A 26,095-nucleotide genomic window follows, 5' to 3' on the forward strand; every position below is an offset into this window, starting at 1 on the left:
CAATCATGGCCGCACGGCCTGCGCCGGCGGCGGCCGGCGCTCGTCGATGCGACGTCAGCGTCCGGCAAACTCGTTCAAATAATCGACCAGGGCTTGCACGCCTTCGATCGGCATCGCGTTATAGATCGATGCGCGCATGCCGCCGACGGACTTGTGGCCCTTCAGTTGCAGCAGGCCGCGCTGCTTCGCGCCGGCCAGGAAGGCGTCGTTCAGGCTTTCGTCGCGCAGGTAGAACGGGATCGTCATGCGCGAACGGTATGGTGGTGCGACACGGTTCTGGTAGAAGTCGTCCGCGTCCAGCGCCGCGTATAGCAGCGCCGCTTTCTCAATATTACGCTGTTCCATGGCCGCCACGCCACCTTGCTTTTTCAGCCACTGGAATACCAGGCCGGCGATATAGATGCCATAGGTGGGCGGCGTGTTGTACATCGACTCGTGTTCGGCCACGTTGGCCCAGTCGAAGGCCGACGGGCAAATCGGCAGCGCATGGCCCAGAAGGTCGTCGCGCACGATCACCACCGTCAGGCCGGCCGGGCCGATATTCTTCTGCGCGCCACCGAAGATCACGCCGTACTGCGACACGTCGACCACCCGCGACAAAATATGCGAGGACATGTCGGCGACGATGGTGGTGCCGGCGGGGACTTGCGGCGCCTGCTGGAACTCGACGCCGTCGATGGTTTCGTTGGTGCAGATATGCAGGTAGGCGGCGCCCGGCGTCAGCTTCCATTCATCGACTGGCGGCACACCAGTGAAACCGGCCGCCTGCGACGAAGCGGCCACATTCACCTTGGCATATTTGGCCGCTTCCTTGATGGATTTGCCGGACCACGAACCCGTCTGCACGAAGTCGATGGTGGCCGGCTGGTTTGCCGCCAGGCCCACCAGGTTCATCGGGATAATGGCGTTTTCGCCCAGGCCACCACCCTGCAGGAACAGGATCTTGTAGTTGTCGGGTACGGCCAGCAGCTCGCGCAGGTCGGCCACGGCCTGCTTGTAGATGGAAATGAATTCGGGGCCGCGGTGGCTCATTTCCATCACCGACATGCCGCTGCCATGCCAGTCCAGCATTTCGGCTGCGGCTTGCGCCAGCACTTCCTTGGGCAGCACGGCGGGGCCGGCGGAGAAGTTATAAATCGGGTTGACGACAGCTTGGGTCACGATGCATTCCTCAGATTGTTAATGCGGCGGCTGCGTGGCCGCCCGCAGGACTTGTTCCAGCACGGCGTTGACGCGGGGAATCAGCACGCGCTGGCTGATCGCCATCGACTCGGCCGACAGTTGCGGCATGGTGGCCAGCATCTTGCGGCCCAGCGGCGTCTGGTAGAACGCCGTCAGTTGCTCGATTTCCTGCACCGTGTAATAGCGTGCGTACAAGGGCACCATTTCGGCGCCCAATTCGTCGATCAGGCTCTGGTCGCCCAGCACCTGGGTCAGGGTGGCCACGGCCAGCGGAATCTCCTCTTCCGCATTGGCCAGCGCGCGCGCCTTGCGCTCTTCCGTGAGCTCGGCGTTGCCGCTGATATTCTGCACGGCGGCCTGGCGCATCATGGCCGGCACCGATTGCAGCATCTGGTCGAAAATCTGCCGCGTCAGCGCGGGGAACTGCATCGCGTCCAGCATGCGGCGCACGGCCACCTTCATGGCCGGGCTGGGCGCGATCTGGCGCGCGGGCGCCGCCTGGGTGCTCTGGGCCAGGGCCGGCAGGGTGGCAAGAAAGGCCAGCGAAAAGGCGGCAAAAAAAGTGGCGACGATTTTTCTCATGGCGGTTCAGTATTGAATAGGGTAAAAAGCGCGCGCAATAGCAATTGGGGCTCCCGAAAGAGCCCCAATCATCTTACTCCGGCTGCGCCGGGTCCGTCTCGTCGCTCGCCGGGTCGGCCGGATCGACGCTCGCCACCGGTGCCGCAGCGGCCTCCGTCGTCAGCTCGACTTCGTCGATATCGGTTTCGACCACGCGTTGCAGGCCAGACAGCTTGGTGCCGTCTTCCACCGCGATCAGGGTCACGCCTTGCGTGGCGCGGCCCATTTCGCGGATCTCCGACACGCGGGTGCGGATCAATACGCCACCAGTGGTGATCAGCATGATTTCGTCGGTCGTGTTGACCAGGGTGGCGGCAACCACTTTACCGTTGCGCTCGCTGGTCTGGATCGCGATCATGCCTTTCGTGCCACGGCCATGGCGCGTGTACTCGAGGATAGGCGTACGCTTGCCGTAACCGTTTTCGGTGGCCGTCAGCACCGACTGCTGCTCGTTCTCGGCCACCAGCAGCGCGATCACGTGCTGGCCTTCTTCCAGGTTCATGCCGCGCACGCCGCGCGCCGTGCGGCCCATCGGACGCACATCGTTTTCGTCGAAGCGCACTGCCTTGCCCGAATCCGAGAACAGCATCACGTCGTGCTTGCCGTCGGTCAGCGCCGCGCCGATCAGGAAGTCGCCGTCGTCCAGGTCGACCGCGATGATGCCGGCCTTGCGTGGATTGCTGAAGTCCTTCAAAGGCGTTTTCTTGACGGTACCCAGGCTGGTCGACATGAACACATAATGGTCTTCCGGGAACGTGCGGTTCTCGCCCGACAATGGCAGGATCACGGTGATCTTTTCGTTGTCCTGCAGCGGGAACATGTTGACGATCGGCTTGCCGCGCGAATTGCGCGAGCCTTGCGGCACTTCCCATACCTTCAGCCAGTACATGCGGCCACGGTCCGAGAAGCACAGGATGTAATCGTGGGTGTTCGCAATGAACAGCTGGTCGATCCAGTCTTCCTCTTTGGTCGCCATCGCCTGCTTGCCGCGTCCGCCGCGCTTCTGCGCGCGGTATTCGCTAATTGGCTGCGCCTTCATGTAGCCGGTGTGCGACAGGGTCACCACCATGTCCTGCGGGGTGATCAGGTCTTCGGTTTCCAGGTCGGTCGCGTTCAGTTCGATCTGCGAGCGGCGCACGTCCTTCTTGCCGGCGCCGTATTCGTTCATCGCCAGGGTCATTTCGTCGGTGATGATGACGGTCACGCGTTCCGGTTTGGCCAGGATGTCGAGCAAGTCGGCGATATGTTCCATCACTTCCTTGTACTCGTTGACGATCTTGTCCTGCTCCAGGCCGGTCAGGCGTTGCAGACGCATCTGCAGAATCTCTTGCGCCTGGTCGTCCGACAGCTTGTACAGGCCGTCGGCCTGCATGCCGTAGTGCTTCGGCAGGTTTTCAGGACGATACGCATCCACGCCGCCCGGCGTATTGCCGTCGCCGGTGCGGGCCAGCATTTCGCGCACCACGGACGAATCCCATGGACGCGCCATCAGCTCGACCTTGGCGATCGGCGGCGTCGGCGCGGCCTTGATGATGGCGATGAAGTCATCGATATTGGCCAGCGCGACGGCCAGGCCTTCGAGCACATGGCCGCGTTCGCGCGCCTTGCGCAGTTCGAACACGGTGCGGCGCGTGACCACTTCGCGGCGGTGCGACAGGAAGCATTGCAGCATCTGCTTCAGGTTCAGCAGCTTCGGCTGGCCATCGACCAGCGCCACCATGTTCATGCCGAAGGTGTCCTGCAACTGGGTCTGCTTGTACAGATTGTTCAGCACCACTTCCGGCACTTCGCCGCGTTTCAGCTCGATCACCACGCGCATGCCCGATTTGTCGGACTCGTCGCGGATGTCGGAAATGCCTTCCAGCTTCTTGTCGCGCACGTTTTCGGCGATGCGTTCCAGCAGGGATTTCTTGTTGACCTGGAATGGCAGCTCGTCGACGATGATGGCGATGCGCCCGCCGTCCTTGCCGTATTCCTCGAAGTGGGTCTTGGCGCGCATCACCACGCGGCCACGGCCGGTACGGTAGCCGTCGCGCACGCCCGAGACGCCATAGATGATGCCGGCGGTCGGGAAGTCCGGCGCGGGGATCAGTTCGATCAGTTCATCGATCGTGCAGTCCGGATTGCGCAGCACGTGCAGCGCGCCGTTGATCACTTCGGTGATGTTGTGTGGCGGAATATTGGTCGCCATGCCGACGGCGATACCGGACGAACCGTTGATCAGCAGATTCGGAATGCGGGTCGGCAGGACCGACGGTTCCTTTTCCTTGCCATCGTAGTTGGGCACGAAGTCGACGGTGTCCTTGTCGATGTCGGCCAGCAGTTCGCCGGCGATCTTGTCCAGGCGGCACTCGGTGTAACGCATGGCGGCGGCGGCGTCGCCGTCGACGGAGCCGAAGTTACCCTGGCCATCGACGAGCATGTAGCGCAGCGAAAAATCTTGCGCCATGCGCACCAAGGTGTCGTAGATCGACGCATCGCCGTGGGGGTGGTACTTACCCATGGTTTCGCCGACCACGCGGGCGCACTTGACGTAAGGGCGATTCCACACGTTGTTCATTTCATGCATCGCGAACAGGACGCGGCGGTGCACTGGCTTCAAGCCATCACGCGCGTCAGGCAAGGCCCGACCGACGATCACGCTCATGGCGTAATCGAGGTAGCTCTTGCGCATCTCTTCTTCGAGGGAAATAGGGATTGTTTCTTTTGCGAATTGATCCATTGGCGGTTCGACTGATCTCAGGCTGTGGTTAACTTATCTGCTACGCAATGTATGACGCAATACTGCATATCCTGGGCGGCTGTTGTCGTGGAGTGGCTGGCAAAAGGGGCGGGACGGTTGCAGGAGAGCAGCGCCGCCATCGGCTTTTTGTCAGGCACGCCCAACAGTCAAGCGTACGATTTTAGCATGCGCGCCCTGCCGCAAGTGCAAATTGCCAGGCGTGCCGCAAATTCCAAAGCCATGCCAGGCGCGCACCGGCACTGTGCATGATTGCTTGACAATAGTGCATATCAGCAATATCAGTTCAAGTACTCTGCCCACAAAACAGGCACAAAATGTAACCGGATGTCACGGGCGCGTCATAATCGGGCATTTTCGTTGCGTAGTTACAACATGCAGTCTAAAATCGCGGAAGCTTTGATTTGCCCACGGTCGTGCGCTACGGATGCGTGTGGCAAAATGAAGTAGAAGTTAATTGCTAGTTTCGCAATCTGAACGAGCGTTGTGGTCGACATGATAAAATCCCGGCATGTATGACCAGTAGCGCCGTGTTGTTCTGCGGATATCACCCCCCGAAAGGAAAAAAGAATGAATAAATTTGTAACGCTGTTTTTCGCTGCATCCGCAGTGATTGCTGGCTCGGCTTCGGCTCAAACCCCAACCTCGCCACCATTCGCTCCAGTGACCACCGACATCAAAGCACCAACGCCAAAGAGCGCCTATGTGCAAGATGCCCGCGGCGTAATCGTGCGTGACCCATTCGGCCTGTGCTGGCGTACCGGCTACTGGACACCTGCTGACGCGGTGCCAGGTTGCGACGTGCCACTGTGCGTAGAACCAGAAACCCTGCAAAACGGCAAATGCGTGGCACCTCCGCCACCAGCAGCACCAGCGCCTGCTCCAGCACCAGCGCCAGTGGTTGTGCCAGTACCAGCAGCTCCGACCTCGGAAAAAGTCAGCTTCGCCGCTGATGCCTTCTTCGACTTCGACAAAGCCACCCTGAAACCAGAAGGCAAGTCGAAACTGGATCAGCTGACCACCCAACTGGGCGGCATCAACCTGGAAGTCATCATCGCCGTCGGTCACACTGACTCGGTCGGTACCGATGCTTACAACCAGAAACTGTCGGTACGTCGTGCTGATGCTGTCAAAGCCTACCTGGTTTCCAAAGGCGTTGAAAGCAACCGCGTGTACACCGAAGGCAAAGGCGAGAAACAGCCAGTTGCTGACAACAAAACCGCCGAAGGCCGTGCGAAAAACCGTCGCGTGGAAATCGAAGTTGTTGGTACCCGCAAGTAATTGCCCCGCCGGCTGCGCCTGATCTGTCCATCAGATCAAGCGCAATCGATAAAAACCCCGCCACGGCGGGGTTTTTTTTCGTCCGTGGCTGCCCGTTTCGAAAAATGCCGCTATCATTCCACCCATGAACGCCGACCCTCTTGAAATCCAAAAATTCAGTGAGCTGGCCCACCGCTGGTGGGACCCCACTTCCGAGTTTCGTCCCCTGCACGAAATTAACCCCCTGCGCCTGGAATGGATCAACGCGAAAGTGCCGCTGGCCGGCAAGCGCGTGATCGACATCGGCTGCGGCGGCGGCATCCTGGCCGAATCGATGGCCCGCAAGGGCGCCAGCGTGACGGGCATCGACCTGTCCGAAAAAGCCCTGAAAGTGGCCGATTTGCACAGCCTGGAGTCCGGCGTCAATGTCCGCTACAAGCTGATCGCCGCCGAAGCCATGGCCGCCGAAGAAGCAGGCCAGTACGACGTGGTGACCTGCATGGAAATGCTCGAGCACGTGCCCGACCCGGCCGCCATCGTGCAAGCCTGCGCCGCGCTGGTCAAGCCCGGTGGCCATATCTTCATGTCGACCCTGAACCGCAACCCGAAAGCGTATCTGTTCGCCGTGCTGGGCGCCGAATACATCCTGCGCCTGCTGCCGAAAGGCACGCACGACTACGACAAATTCATCACCCCGGCCGAACTGTCGCAATTTGCGCGCAGCGCCGGCCTGGACGTGAACAGCATGCGCGGCATGGGCTACAATCCACTGACCAAGATCTACTCGCTGAACAACGATACCAGCGTCAACTACCTGGTGGCCTGCACCCGGCCTTTGTAAGCCAAAAGCAACAATCAAGGCGGCTGCGGCCGCCATTTTTCATTTTCACCCACTTTTACCGAGTCCGCGCCCGCCATGACCACCGACCACCTGCCCGCCCCGCGCGCCATCCTGTTCGACCTCGACGGTACCCTGGCCGACACCGCACCCGACCTGGCGGCCGCCATCAACCTGATGCGCTCGCGCGCCGGCCTGGCGCCCACGCCCTACGAAGTGCTGCGCCCCACGGCCTCGGCCGGCGCGCGCGGCATGATAGGCGCGTCCTACGGCATCGCCCCCGGCGAGAGCGGCTACGAGCCCCTGAAGAACGGTTTTCTGGACAACTACGAAGCGGCCCTCGCGGTGGAAAGCCGTTTATTTGACGGCATCCCCGCGCTGCTGGACGGCTTGACGTCGCTGGGCCTGCCCTGGGGCGTGGTCACCAACAAGGCGGCCCGCTTTACCGACCCGCTGGTCGGCCAGATTGGCCTCTCCGCCGCCGGCTGCGTGATCTCGGGCGACACCATGCCCCACCCGAAACCCCACCCCGCCCCCCTGCTGGAAGCGGCCCCCCGCCTGGACCTGGCGCCGGAATCCTGCTGGTACGTCGGCGACGACCTGCGCGACATCCAGGCCGGCCGCGCCGCCGGCATGCGCACCATCGCCTGCGCCTGGGGCTACTGCGGCCCGGTCGAACCTTTATCGTGGAATGCGGATTATCTGCTGGAGACGCCGGCTGCGTTGCTGGAGCTGGTCAGTGGGGTAGTACTGGCGGAGCGGGAAAGGCAGTTGGCGGCTTGATCCGGCATCTGCCGTGAGTGATGTTCACTACTGCAAATGCATCATGCAAGACTATGAACTTTGCGCTGCAATGAAGGTGTTGTGGGGACGACCTGGCTTCGACGTGGGTTGCAAAGCAGCGCAGGGGATACCGAGGGCGGGCTACCTCGTCAATACAACCTGAAAAAGCGTAACTGCCATCGATCACTCTACGCACTGGCAGCTTCATCGCTGTTAGCTCTGGAACACCTCGTCCCTGGGGTGGGCCGTCAAAAGCTCCTGAGTCACCACAGGGCTGGTCGTATGCTGGGTTACTTGGCGTCCGGATAAATAACAGGTAACGCGCTTGCCCATCACGGCGCAGCAGGGAATTCTCGCCGCATGCGGCGAGCCTGCGTAGCGGCTGGGCGCCTGCTGGCGCCCAGCCTTCCCACATCTTCCAGAGGCACGTACGAATGCATCATGCAAGACTATGAACTTTGCGCCTCAACGAAGGCTCTATGGGGACGACCTGGTTTCGACGTGGGTTGCAAAGCAGCGCACGGCATACCGAGGGCGGGCTATCTCGTCAATCCACCCAGAACAACTTAACTGCCATCGATCACACAACGCACTGGCAGCTTCATCGCTGTTAGCTCTGGAACACCTCGTCCTTGGGGTGGGCCGTCAAAAGCTCCTGAGTCACCACAGGGCTGGTCGTATGCTGGGTTACTTGGCGTCCGGCTAAATAACAGGTAACTCGCTTGCCCATCACGGCGAAGCAGGGAATTCTCGCCGCATGCGGCGAGCCTGCGTAGCGGCTGGGCGCCTGCTGGCGCCCAGCCTCCCCACATCGTCAAATAGCAGGCACGAATGCATCATGCAAGAGTGTGAAGTTTGCGCTACAATGAAGGTTCTGTGGGGACGACCTGGTTTCGACGTGGGTTGCAAAGCAGCGCAGGGCATACCGAGGGCGGGCTACCTCGTAAATACAACCTGAAAAAACTTAACTGCAAACGATAACTCGTACGCACTGGCAGCTTAATCGCTGTTAGCTCTAGAACACCTCGTCCTTGGGGTGGGCCGTCAAAAGCTCTAGAGTCATTTACAGGGACTCGTCGTATGCTGGGTTACTTAGCGTCCGACTAAATAATAGGTAACTCGCTTGCCCATAACGTGCACATCCGTGCTGGCTGAGTTAAATTAAATGATAGTGCTAAGTATGTAGAACTGTCTGTAGAGTGCTTGCGGACGCGGGTTCGATTCCCGCCGTCTCCACCACTGGATAAAAAATAATGGCCCCCGAGCGCAAGCGACGGGGCCATTATTTTTTATCCAACGACGAAACAGCCGAGAACCGAATCCGCGTCCGGCACGGACGCGGGGCGTAGCGGGGAATTCGCCTCGCATGCGAGGCGCCCGCGAAGCGACGTTGCGCTGCAGCGCAACGGCTCCCCGATTCTTCTGACTAAAAAAGCACCAACGGCGTCTTCCCCATCTCCCACCACTGGATAAAAAAGTAAGGTCTCCATAGGTAATCGACAACACGCTACTCTTTATCCGATCACAATAATAGGCTGATATAGAATACGCACCTTAACTCTTGCGAATTTTTTTGGAAATCGGAAATATTACTTGGAGCTGGATTAGCTCCTTGATCATATTGCAGCAACTATTTTTTTCCTCCTTTTAGGTATCGATTGCACCACATCAGTCACCCCTAAATTTTCTATTGCAGCTACTTTTTTTGCATGCCTTTTCTTGAGAGGAGGAATTTTTTGTGTAGCTATAGGACCAACTATCGTAGCTTGGGTACTTTTCTCAATATAAGGAATTGAATATATTGAAAAGTATGCATCTTGAAATTCTTTACTATCGCAAAAATTATAAAATAAAGGCCACTGATGATAGGAAAGCTGCTCTATTAGCTCACCTTTCTTACCAATACTGACCATTATTTCACATGCTTTTTTCGAATCATTTCTCAATACAGCATCAGCCAACTTAAATTCACGAATACAAGCCGACCAATCAAATTTCTCAAGCAAAGAAAAAGTTTCCTTTTCCTTTTTTAGATTTGACAAGGCAATTGAAGTATTTACAACCCTAATCCTAACATCCATTTCTCTGCAATTAGCAATGAAAATCTGACTCAATGCGAAGCGCCCAAATTCAGCAGCTAAAGCCCAGTTTTTAATTTTCAGTAAATCATATATATTAGCATTCATTGATCGATTAGCGATCTCTGACTGTTTTGGGGCGATTTTTCGCCATAACGTATGAACTAACATAAATGCAACTTTACTTAGAAGATTAATAGAGCGTTCAAAATATGGCTGCCCAAGTCCCAATTTTGAGCCTATGATTGGCCGCTCTTTGAATTGGTAACCTTCTCTCTCGCATAATATAATATATTGTTCGCTAACTATCCCACCTGTATGCGTCATTAAATTTCTTCGCTGCCCGAGCTCAACAAACTCCGACCATTCTTCAAATTTCCTAAGTGGCAAAGCGAATTTCTTCTCAAGCATTCCAAATTGTTCGATGTAACTTTCACGCTTAAAAGAATCAATCTCCTTATCAAGCAAATCATTTTTAACCGCCATCAATGATTCAAACTCCAATAAATCACTTAGCGAAATTTCACGCGAAATGCTCTTATAAAGCTCTGGCTTAATAGAATATAGAGCTCTAAGTAAGGAGCCGATAAATACATCATACTGCCCAAACAGGCCCACAAAAAGACTTCGCTCCAATACTTCCAATGCATTTGATTTTGCGATGCGTGAATAGTTTTCAATAGCGCTAAGCATTTTGCTAGCACCATGAGGGTCTGACACAGGAAATATTATTTTTCCGCTAGAGTCCTCATATTTTGCTATTTCCTTTTCCAATTTTTCAATTTCTGAGCTGTGCCTTTTCCCGATTGAAGGAATAGAAATATAGATTGCCTCTCTTAAATCATTCATCCCATCAAGAAAATCACTCAAAATAATCGATAGCAAGTTTTCTTTTTTATTTTCAGCCTCAAGCATATCAGAAAAACTCGATGACATTTCAGCATCAACCATAGCTTCTTTAATTTCATCAGCCTGCTCCACATCAGAATTATTCATTATTACTCTTTCGAAATATAAATAAAAACAAAGTATACTTAAGACAAAAAAATTAAATCTTGAAAATTTCAATAAAAATTACCTGAAATGAAAATTCACGCACGACATAAATTTTGAAATTTTTTAAAAATATTTTCCATAAAATTCTTATAATATCACAATTTTATTTATATAAATACATTGCAGGCAATAAATTTTTATATATCACAACCCTACAACATTACTAGGATCTACTTCATCTTATTTCGAAACCATCTTACCCAACCATTAGAATTTTCATACAAACTAATTAATCATCAAGCATTCAACCAGTACCCTAGAAATCCTAATTAAAAATTCTATCACGTTCCAATCCTCTAAAAATGCGGAGTGGTATCTTTATGGCAGTGTCGGCCGAGTAGGTTCTGTAAACCAACAAGCAATAATACTCTTTAAGCACATCATGGGAACAAATCCCCATTACGACACGGTCTTATAAGGCTGGGGGCGCCATTCGTACACAATCTCAGCTTGGAGGCCGTCTCCGGCATGCAGGTCAAGGCGTACAGGCACGGGATCAGGTGCGCCAAACGACACGGTCTCAGCAATACCAATGTCTTGACCTACAGTTGTCTGTCGAGTAATGCAGCCATTGCTGAATTCTAGTGAGCAGACGTTACCTTAGAAGGCTTCTCCCAAAACTACCCCCATCCTTGTCCACCCACAACACCCCCAATACGCTCCAGCCTCACCATCACCCAGCACACACCACTCACGTTCTGGGGGCGCAAAATGGACCACAGCTACTTTCACGCCGCTGCCTTGCAGCGCAAGCAAAAAATAGGCGATGGAGACTGTGTCACCCTGATCAAGGAATTCACTTCTGCTGGCCCAACCATGCGCTGGCGCGCTGGTGCTGAGGTTCTGAACAATCCGGCGATCAGGCCAGGAACGGCGATTGCCACTTTCGTCAAAGGACGTTATCCCAATCACCCAACCGGCAATCACGCAGCATTTTTTCTGCGGCATGGCGTTGACGGATTCTGGGTCATCGACCAATACAAAGGCCGACCATTGATACAGTCGCGTTTCATCAGTACCAAGAACCTGACAACAAATGGTGCTTTCATCGATCCCAGCAATAACGCCAGAGCATTTTCGGTAATCGAGGCACCATGACGTCACCATCCCCTTACCGCTCGACATCAAGTTGCGTTGCAATTTGCACTGCGGCCTGCGTGCTATCGTGCAATACCGTTGTACATGCCTCCAGCATCACCATCCTGTGTCCTGCTGAATTTCCTGTGCAAGCAATCAACTTCGGCACACCACCTCAGGGCTGGATGCCTTTCGCGCCCTCCTCGCTGCGGGTCGGCAGTGGTGAACTGATGTACGGGCCACCTTCGAGCTACCAGTCAGCAAAGCCCTCAAGCTACCGGGAAGAACGCAGCCGTAATATCGCAATCTGGACGCTGAGCGAATTGACAAAGGAAGAGAAATGGCTCAGCTGCGGTTATGGCATGGCGGCCGAATTGACACTGTCGCAGCAATTGCCGAGAAATTTATCCGAGTGTACGATTACCACCAACAAAGACAGCCATCGGAATGTGACTGCCGTGCATGCGACTTGTACGTTATCGGAGGTAAAAACGCCTGCTACAAAGAAGAAGTAGCAAGGCTTGGCGGTGGGCGGGTGCGGTTTTTAATCGGCCACGACGACCATCTTCATATTGAAATCCGGGAGCATTGATGAATCTCCGTTTGCTGATACTTGCAACGCTCTTGCTCCACATCACCTCCGTCATGGCGGCCGATACGTCCCCACCAAGCACACCCAAGCCCTTGCGTGGCGACTATCAACTCTATGGCGGTACCTTGTCGGAAATGCTGCCGCCCACGCCCAGCGACAAGAAGGTGGCGTTCATGGTGACGGGGGCCGCCGCGAAAGACCTGTTCCTGCAGATCGGGCCGGATGTCGCCAAGGAAAATGCGTGCAGTGAGGCAAAGGACTACCGGGAGCGCCGACGCGGGGATTTATCGTGCGTGCACATGAAAGGCGCAGAATATAGCTGCTATTTCGGACTCGACCTCAAGACCGGAAAAGGCATACATGGTGCCATCTGCTAGCAATAAGCCGCTCCGCCTTTTCACGAGACCGGGGTCACGGCGATGGTCTTCATCTACCAGTCACGGAGCCCAGGGTCAGGTCCGCCATTCGTACACGATCTCAGCCCATGAAGTCTCCGGCATGAAGGTCACGGCTCGGAGTAAGTTCAGTCACAGGGCACGTAGTCACGAGATCAGTTCCGCCATGACAACACGGTCTCAGCAATACCAATGTCCGGACCAAAAATCACTGCGCTATCTCAGTGTCAATGTAAATAGCTCAGGTATGGTCCTCCATACACGATTGCTATTCGGCAGTGCAGCCGCTCCCAACCACCATACAGATTGACGGAACCCCAGCATGCTGGAAATTCAACCCAGAGATAAACGCGGCTATTTCATGCTTCCGCAGGCGCCAGAGGATGCCGGCTACTACGTCTACGGCACGCCAGTCGACGGTGCTGGCCAATATGCTGACCCTGTATTGCTCTCGGTAATTTTCTTTGTGGAACGTCACTGGCAAACCACGGAGAAGAGGAAATTCGGCGTTGGCAATATCAGCCAGGCCGGCGGCGGCAGCTACAGCAAACATAGCAGCCACAAGAACGGCTTGCAAATGGATATACGTGCACTACGCGCGGATGGTCTTCATCTGCCAGTCACGCGATTTGATCACCAATACGATCAAAAAGCAACAAAAAGACTAATAGAGATTTTTTATTCACATCCAGCCGTCAAGAATATTCTGTTCAATGACAAGGATATTCCTCGCGTGCAGCACTGGTTAAATCACGACGATCACTTCCACGTCGATATAAGGGCAACACCAAAATGAAGCCGCTGCTCCTGATTATCTTCCTCTCCACCCTGCTCCACACAGTTCACGCCGCCGACCTGCCCATGCAACCCGCCAGAATCAAATCACTGAAGGCCGAGTACACGATCTATTCCGGAGAGCTGGGCAACGAGCACGCGCCAAGCAAGAACGACCGGAAGCTGGCGATCGAAATCAGCGGTCCGGCGGCGAAAGATATCTTCGACTCCCTCTATCCAGACGCCAAAGTCACGTGCAGCGGTGAGCAAGGCGAACGCTTGCGCAGCAAGGGAAACCTGTGGTGCTCGTTTCTTCCCACTACAGGGTACCGCTGCTTCCTCGGTTATGACCTGAGAGCAGGCAAGGACATTCCTGGCGCAAGCTGTTAAACCAGCTATTTTCGCTGAACATCAGATGCCTGCGCAGCAAGCGCGATGTCTGGTGCATCTGCCAGCCGCCCAATCAATACCGCTGCTTCCTGGGCTTTGATCTGCGCACCGGCAACAGTATCGCTGGCGCCAGCTGCTGACTGATCCCAGCCACAGCCGAGCCAGCCCATTCCCCATCCACCCCGCCAAAATCGCAGCCCATCGCACCCCGCTGGCATCGCCACCCTATATTCCCTATCGTCCCTAACACACCGGCCCAGGCAATCACGCCGCCGATCCACCTCGAACAGGGAGGCCTCATGCTGAACCTTTCCACGCTCCGCCTCGCCACAGCACCGCTGCTGACACTGCTGCTGGTCCTGTACTCCTCCGCCAGTCAAGCCCAGGATCACACCCTGGCCACCCGCATCGACAACGCCATCGCTCCCCTGTTCAAAGCTGGCGAGCCCGGCGCCACCATCATCGTCACCAAAGCCGGTCGCCCCGTGTTTCGCAAGGCCTACGGCATGGCCGATATCGCCAGGGGCAGGCCGATGACACCGGAGGCGCTCATGCGCATCGCCTCGGTCACCAAGCAATTCACCGCCACCGCCGTCCTGATGCTGGCCGACGAAGGCAAGCTGGCCCTGGACGACGATATCACCCGGTTCCTGCCCGACTACCCGACCGGTGGCAAGCGCATCACCATCAAGCAGTTGCTGACGCATACCTCGGGCATCGCCAACTTTACCAGCAAGCCCGGCTTTGAAGCCGGCGTGGCGAAAGACATGACGCCGGGCCAGATGATCGACACCTTCAAGAACGATCCGCTGCAATTCGAGCCGGGCACCCGCTACGCGTACAGCAACTCGGGCTACTTCCTGCTGGGGGCGATCATTGAAAAAGTCTCGGGCCTGTCGTATGCCCAATTTGTCGAGCAGCGCATCTTCGTGCCGCTAGGCATGAGCAACAGCGCCTACGATGGGCACGAACGCGGCAGTGCAGTGCGCGCGCAGGGTTATACCCGCGGCAACGCCGGCGCCAGCTTCGAGTACGGCAAGGTCGCCAGCATGACGCAGCCGTATGCGGCCGGCGGTTTGGTGTCGACGGTGGACGACCTGGCGCGCTGGGATGCGGCTGTCAGTGCCGGCACGCTGTTTAAGCCGGCCAGCCAGCAAAAAGCGCTGACCGCCCATATCTTGCCCGATGGGAAAAGCGTGCCATATGGCTACGGCTGGAGCATCGGCAAACTGCGCGGCATGACGATGCAGTCGCATGGGGGCGGCATCTACGGCTACTCTTCCTACGCCTTGCGGCTGCCCGCGCAACAGCTGTACGTTGCCGTGCTGACCAATGCCGACAACGGCATCCCGGCCGCCGAAATGATCGCGATGAAGGCGGCAGCGATCGCGGCCGGCAACCCCTTCCCGGAGCACACGGCGATCACGCTGGACGCCAAGGTGCTGGAGGCCTATCAGGGCAGCTACAGAATCGATGACAGCAATACACGCAATTTCCGCAGTGAAGGCGGAAAACTGGTGATGGATCGCAATGGCCGCAACAAAGTGGTGCTGACGGCTTTTTCCGACACGGGTTTCTTGATTCCCAACTCGGTGGCCTACGTGGAGTTCGGGCGCGATGCCGAAGGCGCGGTAAGCAAGGTCACATTCCATGGCCCTGGCGAGCCGGTGGTGCATGCGCGGATAGGCGCGCTGGCGCCGTAGCACCATGTGCCGGGATCAGGACACGATCCCGGCATGCAGTATCTCTCGCTACGATCCTGCCATCAAATACCTGATCGCCCGTCCATATTTTTCGATCCGCTCCAGATCCTTCTGCGACGGCTCGGCAATCCTCGACAAATCACTATTCTCCATCAGATCCGCCAACTTGACCTTTTTACCCACCGGATCGAGCGCCGCGCGCGCCACGAAGTCCTCGTACGACTCGCCCTCCACCTTGGTCACCGCGCGCAAGCCATTGATCACCTCGGCAGAAAACCCTTCCCGCTCCAGGTCCTCGAACGTGACCTCGCTATCCTCCACCACATCATGCAGCACGGCCACGATCTGCTGTGCGCCCGGCGCCACGCGCAGCATCACGCGCAAGGGGTGCAGGATGTAGGGCGCGCCGCCCTTGTCGACCTGGCCGGCATGCGTGCGCGCGGCAATCTCGATTGCGCGCTCCAGCGTTCCCTGTCCCGAAATATCCTTCATCTTCACTCCTTGACGAGCACGGCCTTGCGCCAGCCGCGGCGCTGCAGATGGCAGACGCTCGTGCACAGCACGGCGGGCAACAATAAATTCAGTACCGGAATCAACATCAGCAGGCACAGCAACAATCCCAGGAAAACGATCGCCGGACGCTGCTGGCGGCGCAAGGCCCGCTGCTGCTCCTTGTCGAGCACGCCTTCGGCCACCGCGCCGTAGATGAACCACACATTACAGGCCAGCAGCCAGACAATCAGCACGCACATGGCCCAGATGGGGATCAGCAGCGACAAGACCAGCAGGATGCGCCACAGCCAGCGCGGACGGGTAGCCGACGACGCCAGGTCAGCTGGCGCCTGCCACAAGGCGTAGCGGCGCGCCACCACCTCTTTGGCGCGGGCAAGAAACAGCCAGCGCAGCGGCAAGCGGGCCGTGCCGATGGAGGCGACGACAAACACCAGTACATAGAAAAAAGTGGCCAGCGCCAGCAGCACCAGCGCGATCTGGGCGATTGACAGCAGGGCCTGGCCGACACTGCCGAGGCTGCCGACGACATTGCTCATTTGCGAGACCGTGGCCGGGCCGGTGGCAATCGGCGCCACGCCTTGCATCACGCCCAAGCCCATCAGGCCGCTGACGGACAGCATCGCCAACATCGCGCTCAGCTCCAGGAAAAAGCGCCCGAAATGCAGGTACAAGGCCAGCCACAGGCTCACCACGATCATGCACCACAGTGCGGAACGCCACCACAGTCCGGCATGGCGCGTGTCGCGCAAGCCCAGGCCGATGCAGGTCGACGCTTCGCGCAGGGACTGCGACCAGGTTTGCAATGTCTGTTTCACGATGGGGCATCCGGTATCAAGGGCGGATGCGGCGATCCGTATGTTGCCGATTGTACAGGCGAGGCAGCCGCGCACGGCTGGTGGCGTGTGCCGTACAAGTTGAAAAAAGCGCTATGATTTCATTGCCTGGCAGCAGAAACGGCCGGCAAGCCTTCCTCTGATCACGCCCCCCTGGTGGAGGATACGATGAAAAATGACAGTGCAGTAAAGCAGATCCGGCAAGCCCCGCCGCGCAAGCCGCTGGCCAAGGACGTGGTGGTGGTCGGTGCATCGGCCGGCGGCTTGCAGGCGCTGGCCCGGCTGGTCGGGCAGTTCGACACGGACTTTCCCGCCGCCATGCTGATCGTCCAGCATATGGCGGCCACGGCCTCGTCCGAGCCGCTGCTGCATCTGTTGCAAAGAACGGGGACACTGCCCTGCAAGATCGCCACCGATGGCGAAAAAATCCTGGCCGGCCATGTCTACCTGGCCCAGCCCGATCACCATCTGATGATCTCGGGCGAGCGCATCGCCATCACCAAGGGCGCACGCGAGAACAGGGCGCGGCCAGCCATCGATTCGCTGTTCCGTTCGGCCGCCGTGGCGTTCGGCAACCGCGTGGTGGCCGTGGTGCTGACCGGCTACCTGGACGACGGCAGCGAAGGACTGGTGGCCGTCAAGCGCTGCGGCGGCACCTGCGTGGTGCAGGATCCCGACGATTGCGCCTATCCGGACATGCCGCAAAATGCGCTGCGGCTGGCCAAGGTCGACCATTGCCTGCCGATTGCGCAGATGGGCGTGCTGCTGGCGAGCCTGGTCAAGCGGCGCAAACGCAAGCAGGCCGCGATTCCCGACGATATCGCGGTCGAGGCCACCATCGCACACCGCGTGCTGAGTGACCTGGAATCGGTGGAGGAACTGGGCGAGCAGGTGCCGTTCAATTGCCCGGGCTGCGGCGGCGTGCTGTGGCAGATGAAGAAGGGAAAACTGTTGCGCTACCGCTGCCATACGGGGCACTCCTATACGGCCGCGACGCTGATGGCGGAACAGAAGGCGAAGATGGAAGAAACCCTGTGGATCGCGCTGCGCATGTTCGAGGAGAACCGCAACCTGCTGATACGCATGGGGGCGCAGGGCGAGGCCGGCCCCTCCCACGCCGAGCGCATCGGACAAGCCCAGGTGCATATCGACCGCATCCGCGCCATGTTGAAGTCGGAGACGGCCACGGCCTGATCTGCTACCCTCCCCATGCTCAGGGAGAGGGTCCATCGAACGTCAAAAATCCACGTTCGCCGACAACCACAATCTGCGGCCATCCATATTGTTCACATAGCGGCTGCTGTAGGTCAGCGCCGGGCCGGACGTGGCGCGGTATGGCTGGTAGTCGATAAAGTCCTTGTTGAGCAGGTTGTACACGGCCGCGTTCAGGGTGATCTTTGGCGTGACCTGATAGCTGGCGCCCAGGTGCAGCATGGTGTAACCCTTGTAGTCGCCCAGTGCGGCCTTGGCGGCGCGGGTGGAGGCCGAGGTGCCGGGGTCGCGGAAGCGGTCGCTACGGTATTCGGCGCGCAGCCAGCTCTTCCATTCACGCGTGATATCCCACGTCAGGCGCGCGTTGACGGCGTGTTTCGGCGTGTCGCCCAGCGGCTGGCCGGCGTTGCTGCCGCTCTTCTGTTCGCTTTCCGTATAGGTGTAGTTGGCGCTGGCGGCAATCGTCTTGCTCAGCTGGAAGCGGGTGTTCATTTCCACGCCGCGCGTGACGGCTTCGTCGACGTTGATCGACTGGCCAAACGCATCGACCCTGGGCCAGTTGCCGAAGCTCACGCATCCCGGGCGATTCGGCGACAGGCTGTAGGTGCAATTGATCAGGCCGGTGCCGGTGGTGATCTTGTCCTTGAATTCATTGTTGAACACGGCAAAGCTGGCGGTCCAGCCGGCCAGGTTGTCGAAGTAGGCGCCCAGCTCGGTGGTGGTGCTGGTTTCCGGTTTCAGGCCGGGGCTGCCGACCAGCGGGATCGTGCCCTGGCCGCCGAAGCCGTTGATGCCGGGCGACAGTTGCTCGACGCGCGGCGTCTTGTAACCCTTGCTGAGGCCGCCTTTGACGGTCCAGTTCGGCGTCGCGTTCCACACCGCATAGCCGCGCGGGCTGGTCTGGCCGCCGAAGATGCTGTGATCGTCATAGCGGGCGCCCAGGGTCAGCGCGAAACTTTCCAGCAAGCGCCATTCGTCTTCCGCGAACAGGGCTTTTTGCGTGAACTCGAATACTGTCGGCGCCACGCCGTCGGTCATCTCGGCCTTCCACCACTGCGCGCCGATGGTCGACATGTGATTGCCCCAAGGCAGCACCAATTTGGTGTCGAAGACCTTGCTTTCCACTTCCAGCGTGCGCGCGCTGCCGGCCACGGCGCCTGGCGTACCCGGCGGTATGGTGCGGCCCAGGGTTTCCGTCTTGTTCACCATATAGCTGCTGTCGAGCGTGCCGAAGCCCAGGCGGCCCGTGTGCGACAGGGTCCACTGGTCGCGGTTGTATTTCTGCTTGGTGGCATAGCCACCCGTGCCCAGGGTGCCGAGCTGGCCGCGCGAGTTGTCATAGGTCTGGCGGCCCGCTTCGGCGTCCAGGGTGATGGTATGGAAACGGTTCGGCGTGAATGCCAAGCGGCCGCCGAAGTTTTCCACGTCCGAGCGCACGGGGTTGGCGCCCATTCTTGCGGGCTCGTCCACGCCGGGCAGCGTTTCATAGCTGATGTCGGCCGCATCGCGGCGCTGCTTGCTGCCGCGCAGCGACAGGCTCAGCGTATCGGCGACGATCGGGCCGCTCAGGTAAAACTTGCCGGCCTTGACGTCGCCGAACGACGATTCTTCCTGCAAGGTGTAGTCGGCGCCGACCGAGCCTATCCACTTCTTGCCCACCTTGCGCGTGATGATATTGATCACGCCGCCCATCGCGTCGGAACCGTACAGGGTCGACATCGGGCCACGGATGATCTCGATGCGCTCGATGGCGGCAAGGGGCGGCATAAAGCTGGTCTGCGTGCCGCCGAAGCCGTTCGGCGTGACATTGCCGGCAGCGTTCTGGCGGCGGCCATCGATCAATACCAGCGTGTAGTCGCTGGGCATGCCACGGATGCTAATGTTCATGCCACCCGTCTTGTCGCCGGCCGCGCCGACGTCGATGCCTTCCACGCTCTCCAGCGCCTGTGTCAGGTTGCCGAAGCGCTCGCGCGACAGTTCATCGCGCGTCAGCACGGTGATCGAGGCGGGCGCCTGCTTGATGTCCTGCTCGAAACCGGCGGCCGAGACCACCACTTCGGGCATGGTGTCGGCGGACGTCTCCTGGGCAAAGGCGGGGGTGCTGGACAGGGCTGCCAGGCTCAGCGCGAGCGTGGTCAGACGCGGCATGGTGCGGGTGCGATGAAACATTCAATCTCCGGGGGTGATGTTTATACAGTTTAAGAATAGGAATCATTTACAATTGATGGTGCAAAGAAGTTCTTAAGAGGTTCTTAACAAGTTGTATTGAAGACACATGCGCATATTGCTGACAGAAGACGACCCGCAACTGGGCCGCGCCACCCAGATCGGCCTGGAACAGAACGGCTATGCGGTCGACTGGGTGACCTCGGCCGAGCAGGCCCACACGGCGGTGCGCCTGCACGACTACGGCTGCATCCTGCTCGACCTGGGCTTGCCGGGACAGGACGGCATGGCGGCGCTCGAGGTGTTGCGCACGCGCGGCTACCAGGGCGCCATTTTGATCGTCACGGCGCGCGACCATGTGGCCGGGCGCATCGCCGGGCTCGATGGCGGCGCCGACGACTTTATCGCCAAGCCCTTCGACCTCGACGAGCTGGCGGCACGCATCCGCAGCAGCAGCCGGCGCGCAGCCGGCAGGGTGCGCGAACAGCTCGTGCATGGCGAGCTGCTGCTCGATATCGCCGAGCGGCAAGTCACGCAGGCCGGGCGCGCCGTGGCGCTGACGGTCAAGGAATTCCGTATTCTGCAGATGCTGGTCGAGCAGAGCGGGCGCATCCTGAGCCGCGAACAGCTGGAAAAGAATTTATATAGCTGGGGCGAGGAAGTGGAAAGCAATGCCATCCAGGTGCATATCCACCACTTGCGCAAGAAGCTGGGGCGCGGCCTGATCCGCACCGTGCATGCGATAGGCTATTGCTGCGACAAACCGTTGTCGGCCGCCGCCGCGTGAACCACGTCAACAGCTGGTCGCTGCGGCGCACCCTGCTGGCGGTGCTGCTGGGGCTGACGGTGCTGCTGTGGGGCAGCAGCGCGGCCATCGTGTATGTGGAAGCGCAGCAGGAAAGCGCCGAACTGTTCGACCAGTCGCTGGTGGAAACCGGGCATCTGCTGCTCTCCCTGGTGGAGAATGATTTGCGCAGCCGGAGCAGGCAGGCCACCATCGACCTGCCGCTGCGCGGCTATCCGAACCCGCATCACTACCTGCGCTTCAAGGTGCGCGACGCGCAGCAGAACGTGCTGTACCGCAATGATGGCGCCCTGACCACCTCGATCTCCCACAGCGCGCCGGACGGCCTGTCGTGGACCACCATCGACGGCCAGCAATGGCGGCTGTTCGTGCTGTGGGATGCGCCGCGCCAGCTGCAACTGCTGGTGGCCGAACCCACCAGCCACCGCGATGATATCAGCAGCCGCTTTTTCTACAAGATCGCCGTGCTCGGCGCGCTGCTGGTGGCGCTGGCGACTATCGTTATCTGGTGGAGCATCAACCGCGTGTTTCGCGTGCTGCGCCATTCGGCCAGTGAAGTGGCGGCGCGCACGCCGAACGACCTGGGCGATGTCAGCCTGCACGGCGTGCCCAGCGAAGTGCACCCGCTGCTGCTGGCGATCAACCGCTTGTTCGGCCGGGTGCGCCACACCATGGAATACGAGCAGCGTTTTACTGCCGATGCGGCGCACGAGTTGCGCACGCCGCTGGCCGCCATCAAGACCAATCTGCAAGTGCTGCAGCGCGCCCGCAGCCCGCTTGAACGCGATGAATTTATCGCCGGGCTGGGGCTCAGCGTCGAGCGCGCCAGCCGGCTGGTCGATCAGTTGTTGACCCTGGCGCGGCTCGATCCGCAAGCGGGCGCCAGCGCAGCACCGCAAAAAATGGACCTTGCCGGCCTGCTGGCGGAACAGGTCGCGCCATGGCAGGAGCAATGTGCGCAGCGGGGACTGGCCTTGACCGTGGACCTGCGGGCGGCGCCGTGCCTGCTGGAACCAGACAGCATGCGCATGCTGCTGCGCAACCTGCTCGACAACGCCATGCGCTATACGCCGGCGCCAGGGCGGATCGACGTCAGTTGCGGCCAGCAGGATGGCTTGACGTTCCTGCGCGTGCGGGACACCGGCCCCGGCATTCCCGAAGCCATGCGCGAGCGCGTGTTCGAGCGCTTCTTTCGCCTGGCCGGCGCGCACCTGCCGGGCAGCGGACTGGGACTGTCGATCGTGCGGCGCATCGCCGACAGCCACCAGGCGCAGATCACGCTCGATGCGGGGCTGGACGAAAAGGGGCTGGCGGTGACGGTGTCATTTCCGCCAGCCTGAGGGGTCAGGAGATATTCTGCCGCCGCGCCAGCGGCACATATTCGCCAGGCAGGCCGGCCGTTTCCAGCGCGTCGGCAAACGCCAGCAGGAACTTGGCCGGGCCGTGTTCCGATACCAGCAGCGAGGCTCCCTTGTGGCGCAGCAGTTTCAATACCTCCTGCTGGTGCGTCTGGTACTCCTGCGAATGGCCGTAAAAGGTCTGGTACATTTCCAGCGTTTCCATGGCCTTGGCGGCCAGGATGAATTCGGGTTTGTCCATGATGTCTCCTCGTGGTGAGTGGAAAAAAACCGCAAAAAAGCTGTCACTGCCGATGTCATCATACGCTTGAATGCGTCGCTTGCGGTGCACGCTCAGGTAACATGCCAGCTTCGCCCCACAGGACTGCTTATGCCCCATTTATTTACCGCCCTGCCCTGGCTGCGCGTGCTTGCGCTGGCCCTGCCGCTCGCCTCACTGTCCGCCTGCGCCAGCCCGCCCGCCCCCGAAACCCTGTTCGTCGCCAGCGCGCTGACGGCGCCGCACTCGTTCACCAAGGGCATCGAAGGCCCGGCCGTCGATGCGGATGGCAATATCTACGCCGTCAACTACGCGCGCCAGCAGACCATCGGCAAGGTCACGCCCGGCGGCCAGGGCGAAGTGTTCCTTACGCTGCCCGGCGCCAGCATCGCCAACGGCATCCGCTTCGGCAGCCGTGGCCAGATGTATTTGGCCGACTATATCGAGCATACGATCTACGTGGTGGAGCCAGGCACGCGCACCGTCGCCATCCACGCGCGCGACGCCCGCATGACGCAGCCCAACGATATCGCCATCACGCAGGACGACGTGCTGTATGCGAGCGATCCGAACTGGAAGGAAAACACGGGCCGCGTGTGGCGCATCGCGCGCGACGGCACCGTCACCCTGGCGCTCGACATCATGGGTACGGCCAATGGCATCGAGGTCAGCCCCGATGGCAAGATTCTGTACGTGAATGAAAGCGTGCAGCGCAATATCTGGGCCTACGATATCGGCGCCGATGGCAGCTTGAGCGGCAAGCGCCTGTTCCAGCGCTTCGACGACTTCGGCATGGACGGCATGCGCGTCGACGTCGACGGCAACCTGTATGTCACGCGCTACAGCAAGGGCACGGTGGTCAAGCTGTCACCGCAGGGCAAGTTGCTGCGCGAGATCAGCGTGCCGGGCGCGAAACCCAGCAATATCAGCTTCGGCGGCCCGGACGGCCGCACCGCGTATGTGACGGAAGTGGTGCAAGGGCGGCTGCTGCAGTTCCGCGTCGACCGGCCGGGGCTGGAGTGGCAGCGGGGGCAGGAGAGCAAGGCGCATCCGTTGGCGGTGCCGCCGATAAAGTAACGCCGGCCGGGTGGACGTAGATACTGTTATCCCCGTCAAGCGTTGTGCAAGGTCGGATCAAATATTTTTCCAGACCTGAGCACACCGAATGCCACATGCACCAGCTTGCGCATCATGGCGCCGATGATCAGCTTCGGCGCCTTCCCAGCTGCGTTAAGCCGTTGACCGAAACGCTTACCCCACGCGGTTCTGTGTACGGCCACCATAGCCGGCATATACAGGGCTTTGCGCAGGAAGCTATGGCCGATCTTCGACATGCGCGGCTTACCACGAACGCTCGATCCTGACTCGTGCTGGCGTGGATCGAGGCCGGCAAACGCCACGGCTTGCTTGGCGTTATCGAAGCGTTCCGTGTCGGCGTAGTACGACAGCAGGACGGGAATCGTACGCTCTCCCAGGCCAGGAATGCTGTCAAGCAGCTCGCGCTTGTCGCGTAAATCCGGATCATCGTCGATATGGCGCTTGATGGCGCGAATGAGTTCCTTGATTTGCCTATCGAGCCACGCAATGTGGTCTTCGATACCTTGGCGTACCGCTTCACGCGCGACATCGAGACGGTTCGTCTCCTGCAGTCGCATCGCTTGCAGCGCCTCCAGGCGCAGCACCATGGCGCGCAGTGCTTGTGCAGCGGGCGATGGCGCTGTCCACGGCTGCGGTTGGCGCTCATGGGCAAAGTCGGCAATCAACTGCGCGTCGACCTTGTCGGTCTTGGTGCGTACCATGCGCGAGGCGCCAAAGGCCTTCATCTGTGCCGGATTGATGACACTGACCACCATGCCAAGTCCGGCCAGATATTCGGCAACCCCTTCCCAGTAAGTGCCAGTCGCTTCCATACATACTCTCGGGTTGCCGGCATCATGCTTGAGCAGCCATTCGCTCAGTGCAGCAAATCCTTTGTGATTGTTCTCTACTACCTTGTTACGGTGCTTGCCATTGGGCAGGCGCAGTGCGCAGTCCAGCTTGGCCTTGGCAACGTCGATTCCTAAATTAAACATGCTGTGGTCCTCTTGCGATCTACCTTGTGAATGCGGGCTACCGGCGTGCCGGTGCCAAAGATACTGTCCGATCTTGACATGGAGGGTGGGTAACTGGTGCGAGATCTACATCGCTGGCTTTGAGCCTAAGGGCGGATACGGCATCCAGTTACCCGGTCTTGATATGCCTACCAAGAATTTTGACAGCGGTCGATGTTGTTCGCAACACCACCAACCGCATGAGAGGAATAATACAAGGTCGGATTACGCGCTACGCGCTAATCCGACCTACGCGACCTGTCTGCGCCCTTTTAAGACGGTATCACCCGCTCCGCCTTCAAGCGGTCAAACAACGTGAAAAACGCCTCCGGCGTATCCTGGTAATCGAGGAAACCCGCCTTGCGGCTCTTGCTCATGTCGGTCATCACTTCCATCGGCCGGCCCAGGTCGGCGTCGGTATGCCACCATGAAGCCAGGCGCCCCACATCCGCCTCCACCAGGCCATGCTGCTGCGCGATGGCGCGCCATTGTTCGGCTGCGCCGTCCATGCGGCCGGCCAGTGGCGAGATGGTATCGGGCAGCTCGGCCGCTTCCACGCCAAAGTACGCCGCCAGGCGCGGCCACAGCCACTTCCAGCGGAACACGTCGCCATTGACGATATTGAAGTCCTGGTTGGCTGCCGCCGGACTCTGCGCCGCCCACGCCAGCTGGCGCGCGATCTGGCCCGCGTCGGTCATGTCGGACAGGCCGTTCCACTGCGCCGACGAACCCGGAAACACGAACGGCTGGCCGCTGGCCTTGCACAGAGTCGCATACACGGCCAGCGTCAACCCCATGTTCATGGCGTTGCCCAGCGCGTAGCCGATAATGGTGTGCGGGCGATGCACGCTCCAGTTAAAACCATATTTTTCGGCCGCCTCGAACAGGCGGTCTTCCTGCTCGTAGTAGAAATTCTCGACATCCTGGCGGCCCTGCTCTTCGCGGAACGGCGTGACGGGCACACTGCCTTTGCCATACGCGTCGAACGGTCCCAGGTAGTGCTTCAGGCCCGTCACCAGCGCGGCGTGACGCAGGTGCCCATGCGGCCCCAAGGCGGCCAGTACATTGGCGACCATGGCGCCGTTGACGCGGATATTTTCCTTTTCATTTTCCTGGCGCGCCCAGGCCGTGAAGAACACATGACTGGCGTCGATACCGGCCAGGCCACTTGCCACGGCCGCCGCATCGGTGGCGTCCAGCTGCAGGGAAACGCAACCGCTTGGTACGGGTGTGCGGCCGCGCGAGACGCCGGTCACTTTCCAGCCTTGCGCCAGCAGGTGTGTCGCCAGGTTGCTGCCGATAACGCCGCTGGCGCCGATAATCAATGCATGCTTGTTCATAACGCTCTCCAGAATAAAAATCCATCATAT

Annotated in this window: 24 protein-coding genes and 1 other RNA gene; 14 read left to right on the forward strand and 11 right to left on the reverse strand. The window is 59.1% G+C overall.

Annotated elements, in window-relative coordinates:
• Positions 1–54: 54 nt before the first annotated feature.
• From serC to gyrA, 3 genes are all read right to left on the reverse strand, one after another.
• Positions 55–1,164 (reverse strand): 3-phosphoserine/phosphohydroxythreonine transaminase, encoded by a 1,110-nt coding sequence (gene serC / locus Q8L25_RS28470; protein WP_308925819.1) that lies wholly within the window; start codon positions 1,162–1,164, stop codon positions 55–57.
• A 15-nt stretch (positions 1,165–1,179) separates the two neighbouring features.
• Positions 1,180–1,764 carry a DUF2059 domain-containing protein gene (locus Q8L25_RS28475; protein WP_308922580.1) on the reverse strand — a complete coding sequence of 195 codons (585 nt, stop codon included), beginning with the start codon at positions 1,762–1,764 and terminating at the stop codon, positions 1,180–1,182.
• A 73-nt stretch (positions 1,765–1,837) separates the two neighbouring features.
• Positions 1,838–4,525 (reverse strand): DNA gyrase subunit A, encoded by a 2,688-nt coding sequence (gyrA, locus tag Q8L25_RS28480; protein WP_308922581.1) that lies wholly within the window; start codon positions 4,523–4,525, stop codon positions 1,838–1,840.
• A gap of 588 nt (positions 4,526–5,113) precedes the next feature.
• On the opposite strand from gyrA, the gene ompA reads away from it, so the two are divergent.
• From ompA to ssrA, 4 genes are all read left to right on the forward strand, one after another.
• Complete coding sequence (gene ompA, locus Q8L25_RS28485) at positions 5,114–5,824, forward strand: outer membrane protein OmpA (protein WP_308922582.1); 711 nt, start codon at positions 5,114–5,116, stop codon at positions 5,822–5,824.
• A gap of 124 nt (positions 5,825–5,948) precedes the next feature.
• The gene (gene ubiG / locus Q8L25_RS28490) at positions 5,949–6,644 is read left to right on the forward strand and encodes a bifunctional 2-polyprenyl-6-hydroxyphenol methylase/3-demethylubiquinol 3-O-methyltransferase UbiG (RefSeq protein ID WP_308922583.1); all 696 of its coding nucleotides are present in this window, start codon (positions 5,949–5,951) and stop codon (positions 6,642–6,644) included.
• Positions 6,645–6,719: 75 nt separating this feature from the next.
• Complete coding sequence (locus Q8L25_RS28495) at positions 6,720–7,424, forward strand: HAD-IA family hydrolase (protein ID WP_308922584.1); 705 nt, start codon at positions 6,720–6,722, stop codon at positions 7,422–7,424.
• Positions 7,425–8,302: 878 nt separating this feature from the next.
• Positions 8,303–8,663: a transfer-messenger RNA gene (gene ssrA, locus Q8L25_RS28500) on the forward strand.
• A gap of 377 nt (positions 8,664–9,040) precedes the next feature.
• Here ssrA and Q8L25_RS28505 read toward each other — a convergent pair.
• Positions 9,041–10,498, reverse strand: a complete 1,458-nt coding sequence (locus Q8L25_RS28505) for a hypothetical protein (RefSeq protein ID WP_308922585.1) — start codon at positions 10,496–10,498, stop codon at positions 9,041–9,043.
• Between the two features lie 771 nt (positions 10,499–11,269).
• Here Q8L25_RS28505 and Q8L25_RS28510 point away from each other — a divergent pair.
• From Q8L25_RS28510 to Q8L25_RS28530, 5 genes are all read left to right on the forward strand, one after another.
• Positions 11,270–11,656 carry a BPSL0067 family protein gene (locus Q8L25_RS28510; protein ID WP_308922586.1) on the forward strand — a complete coding sequence of 129 codons (387 nt, stop codon included), beginning with the start codon at positions 11,270–11,272 and terminating at the stop codon, positions 11,654–11,656.
• Positions 11,653–12,150 (forward strand): STY0301 family protein, encoded by a 498-nt coding sequence (locus tag Q8L25_RS28515; RefSeq protein ID WP_308922587.1) that lies wholly within the window; start codon positions 11,653–11,655, stop codon positions 12,148–12,150. Before Q8L25_RS28510 ends, Q8L25_RS28515 begins: the two co-directional genes overlap by 4 nt.
• Before the next feature lie 76 nt (positions 12,151–12,226).
• On the forward strand, positions 12,227–12,604 hold the full coding sequence (locus tag Q8L25_RS28520; RefSeq protein WP_308922588.1) for a hypothetical protein: 378 nt from the start codon (positions 12,227–12,229) through the stop codon (positions 12,602–12,604).
• Positions 12,605–12,944: 340 nt separating this feature from the next.
• Entirely contained in the window at positions 12,945–13,418 is a 474-nt protein-coding gene (locus Q8L25_RS28525; RefSeq protein WP_308922589.1) for a penicillin-insensitive murein endopeptidase, read from the forward strand.
• Positions 13,415–13,786 (forward strand): hypothetical protein, encoded by a 372-nt coding sequence (locus tag Q8L25_RS28530; RefSeq protein ID WP_308922590.1) that lies wholly within the window; start codon positions 13,415–13,417, stop codon positions 13,784–13,786. Before Q8L25_RS28525 ends, Q8L25_RS28530 begins: the two co-directional genes overlap by 4 nt.
• 5 nt (positions 13,787–13,791) lie before the next feature.
• On the opposite strand, the gene Q8L25_RS28535 is transcribed toward Q8L25_RS28530, so the two are convergent.
• Complete coding sequence (locus Q8L25_RS28535; protein WP_308922591.1) at positions 13,792–13,956, reverse strand: hypothetical protein; 165 nt, start codon at positions 13,954–13,956, stop codon at positions 13,792–13,794.
• Positions 13,957–14,085: 129 nt separating this feature from the next.
• Here Q8L25_RS28535 and Q8L25_RS28540 point away from each other — a divergent pair, with 129 nt between their 5' ends.
• Complete coding sequence (locus Q8L25_RS28540; RefSeq protein ID WP_308922592.1) at positions 14,086–15,489, forward strand: serine hydrolase; 1,404 nt, start codon at positions 14,086–14,088, stop codon at positions 15,487–15,489.
• A gap of 48 nt (positions 15,490–15,537) precedes the next feature.
• On the opposite strand, the gene Q8L25_RS28545 is transcribed toward Q8L25_RS28540, so the two are convergent.
• Together Q8L25_RS28545 and Q8L25_RS28550 are read right to left on the reverse strand one after the other, a co-directional pair.
• Complete coding sequence (locus Q8L25_RS28545; RefSeq protein WP_308922593.1) at positions 15,538–15,981, reverse strand: GTP pyrophosphokinase; 444 nt, start codon at positions 15,979–15,981, stop codon at positions 15,538–15,540.
• A gap of 2 nt (positions 15,982–15,983) precedes the next feature.
• Complete coding sequence (locus Q8L25_RS28550) at positions 15,984–16,817, reverse strand: EI24 domain-containing protein (protein WP_308922594.1); 834 nt, start codon at positions 16,815–16,817, stop codon at positions 15,984–15,986.
• A 186-nt stretch (positions 16,818–17,003) separates the two neighbouring features.
• On the opposite strand from Q8L25_RS28550, the gene Q8L25_RS28555 reads away from it, so the two are divergent.
• Complete coding sequence (locus Q8L25_RS28555) at positions 17,004–18,029, forward strand: chemotaxis protein CheB (protein WP_308922595.1); 1,026 nt, start codon at positions 17,004–17,006, stop codon at positions 18,027–18,029.
• Between the two features lie 42 nt (positions 18,030–18,071).
• On the opposite strand, the gene Q8L25_RS28560 is transcribed toward Q8L25_RS28555, so the two are convergent.
• The gene (locus Q8L25_RS28560) at positions 18,072–20,216 is read right to left on the reverse strand and encodes a TonB-dependent receptor domain-containing protein (protein ID WP_308922596.1); all 2,145 of its coding nucleotides are present in this window, start codon (positions 20,214–20,216) and stop codon (positions 18,072–18,074) included.
• Between the two features lie 106 nt (positions 20,217–20,322).
• Between Q8L25_RS28560 and Q8L25_RS28565 the strand changes: the two genes are divergently transcribed.
• Both Q8L25_RS28565 and Q8L25_RS28570 read left to right on the forward strand, forming a co-directional pair.
• Positions 20,323–21,000, forward strand: a complete 678-nt coding sequence (locus Q8L25_RS28565; RefSeq protein WP_308922597.1) for a response regulator — start codon at positions 20,323–20,325, stop codon at positions 20,998–21,000.
• Positions 20,997–22,358 carry an ATP-binding protein gene (locus tag Q8L25_RS28570; protein ID WP_308922598.1) on the forward strand — a complete coding sequence of 454 codons (1,362 nt, stop codon included), beginning with the start codon at positions 20,997–20,999 and terminating at the stop codon, positions 22,356–22,358. Before Q8L25_RS28565 ends, Q8L25_RS28570 begins: the two co-directional genes overlap by 4 nt.
• Positions 22,359–22,362: 4 nt before the next feature.
• Here the strand turns inward: Q8L25_RS28570 and Q8L25_RS28575 are convergent, their stop codons facing one another.
• Complete coding sequence (locus tag Q8L25_RS28575; RefSeq protein WP_308922599.1) at positions 22,363–22,617, reverse strand: hypothetical protein; 255 nt, start codon at positions 22,615–22,617, stop codon at positions 22,363–22,365.
• 129 nt (positions 22,618–22,746) lie between these two features.
• Between Q8L25_RS28575 and Q8L25_RS28580 the strand changes: the two genes are divergently transcribed.
• Positions 22,747–23,712, forward strand: coding sequence for an SMP-30/gluconolactonase/LRE family protein (locus Q8L25_RS28580; protein WP_308922600.1), 966 nt, complete (start codon positions 22,747–22,749; stop codon positions 23,710–23,712).
• A 35-nt stretch (positions 23,713–23,747) separates the two neighbouring features.
• Here the strand turns inward: Q8L25_RS28580 and Q8L25_RS28585 are convergent, their stop codons facing one another.
• The gene (locus Q8L25_RS28585; protein ID WP_308922601.1) at positions 23,748–24,707 is read right to left on the reverse strand and encodes an IS110 family transposase; all 960 of its coding nucleotides are present in this window, start codon (positions 24,705–24,707) and stop codon (positions 23,748–23,750) included.
• A gap of 290 nt (positions 24,708–24,997) precedes the next feature.
• On the reverse strand, positions 24,998–26,065 hold the full coding sequence (locus Q8L25_RS28590) for an SDR family oxidoreductase (RefSeq protein ID WP_308922602.1): 1,068 nt from the start codon (positions 26,063–26,065) through the stop codon (positions 24,998–25,000).
• Positions 26,066–26,095: the final 30 nt, after the last annotated feature.

It is taken from the genome of Janthinobacterium sp. J1-1, from assembly GCF_030944405.1.
Taxonomy (GTDB): Bacteria; Pseudomonadota; Gammaproteobacteria; order Burkholderiales; family Burkholderiaceae_D; genus Janthinobacterium.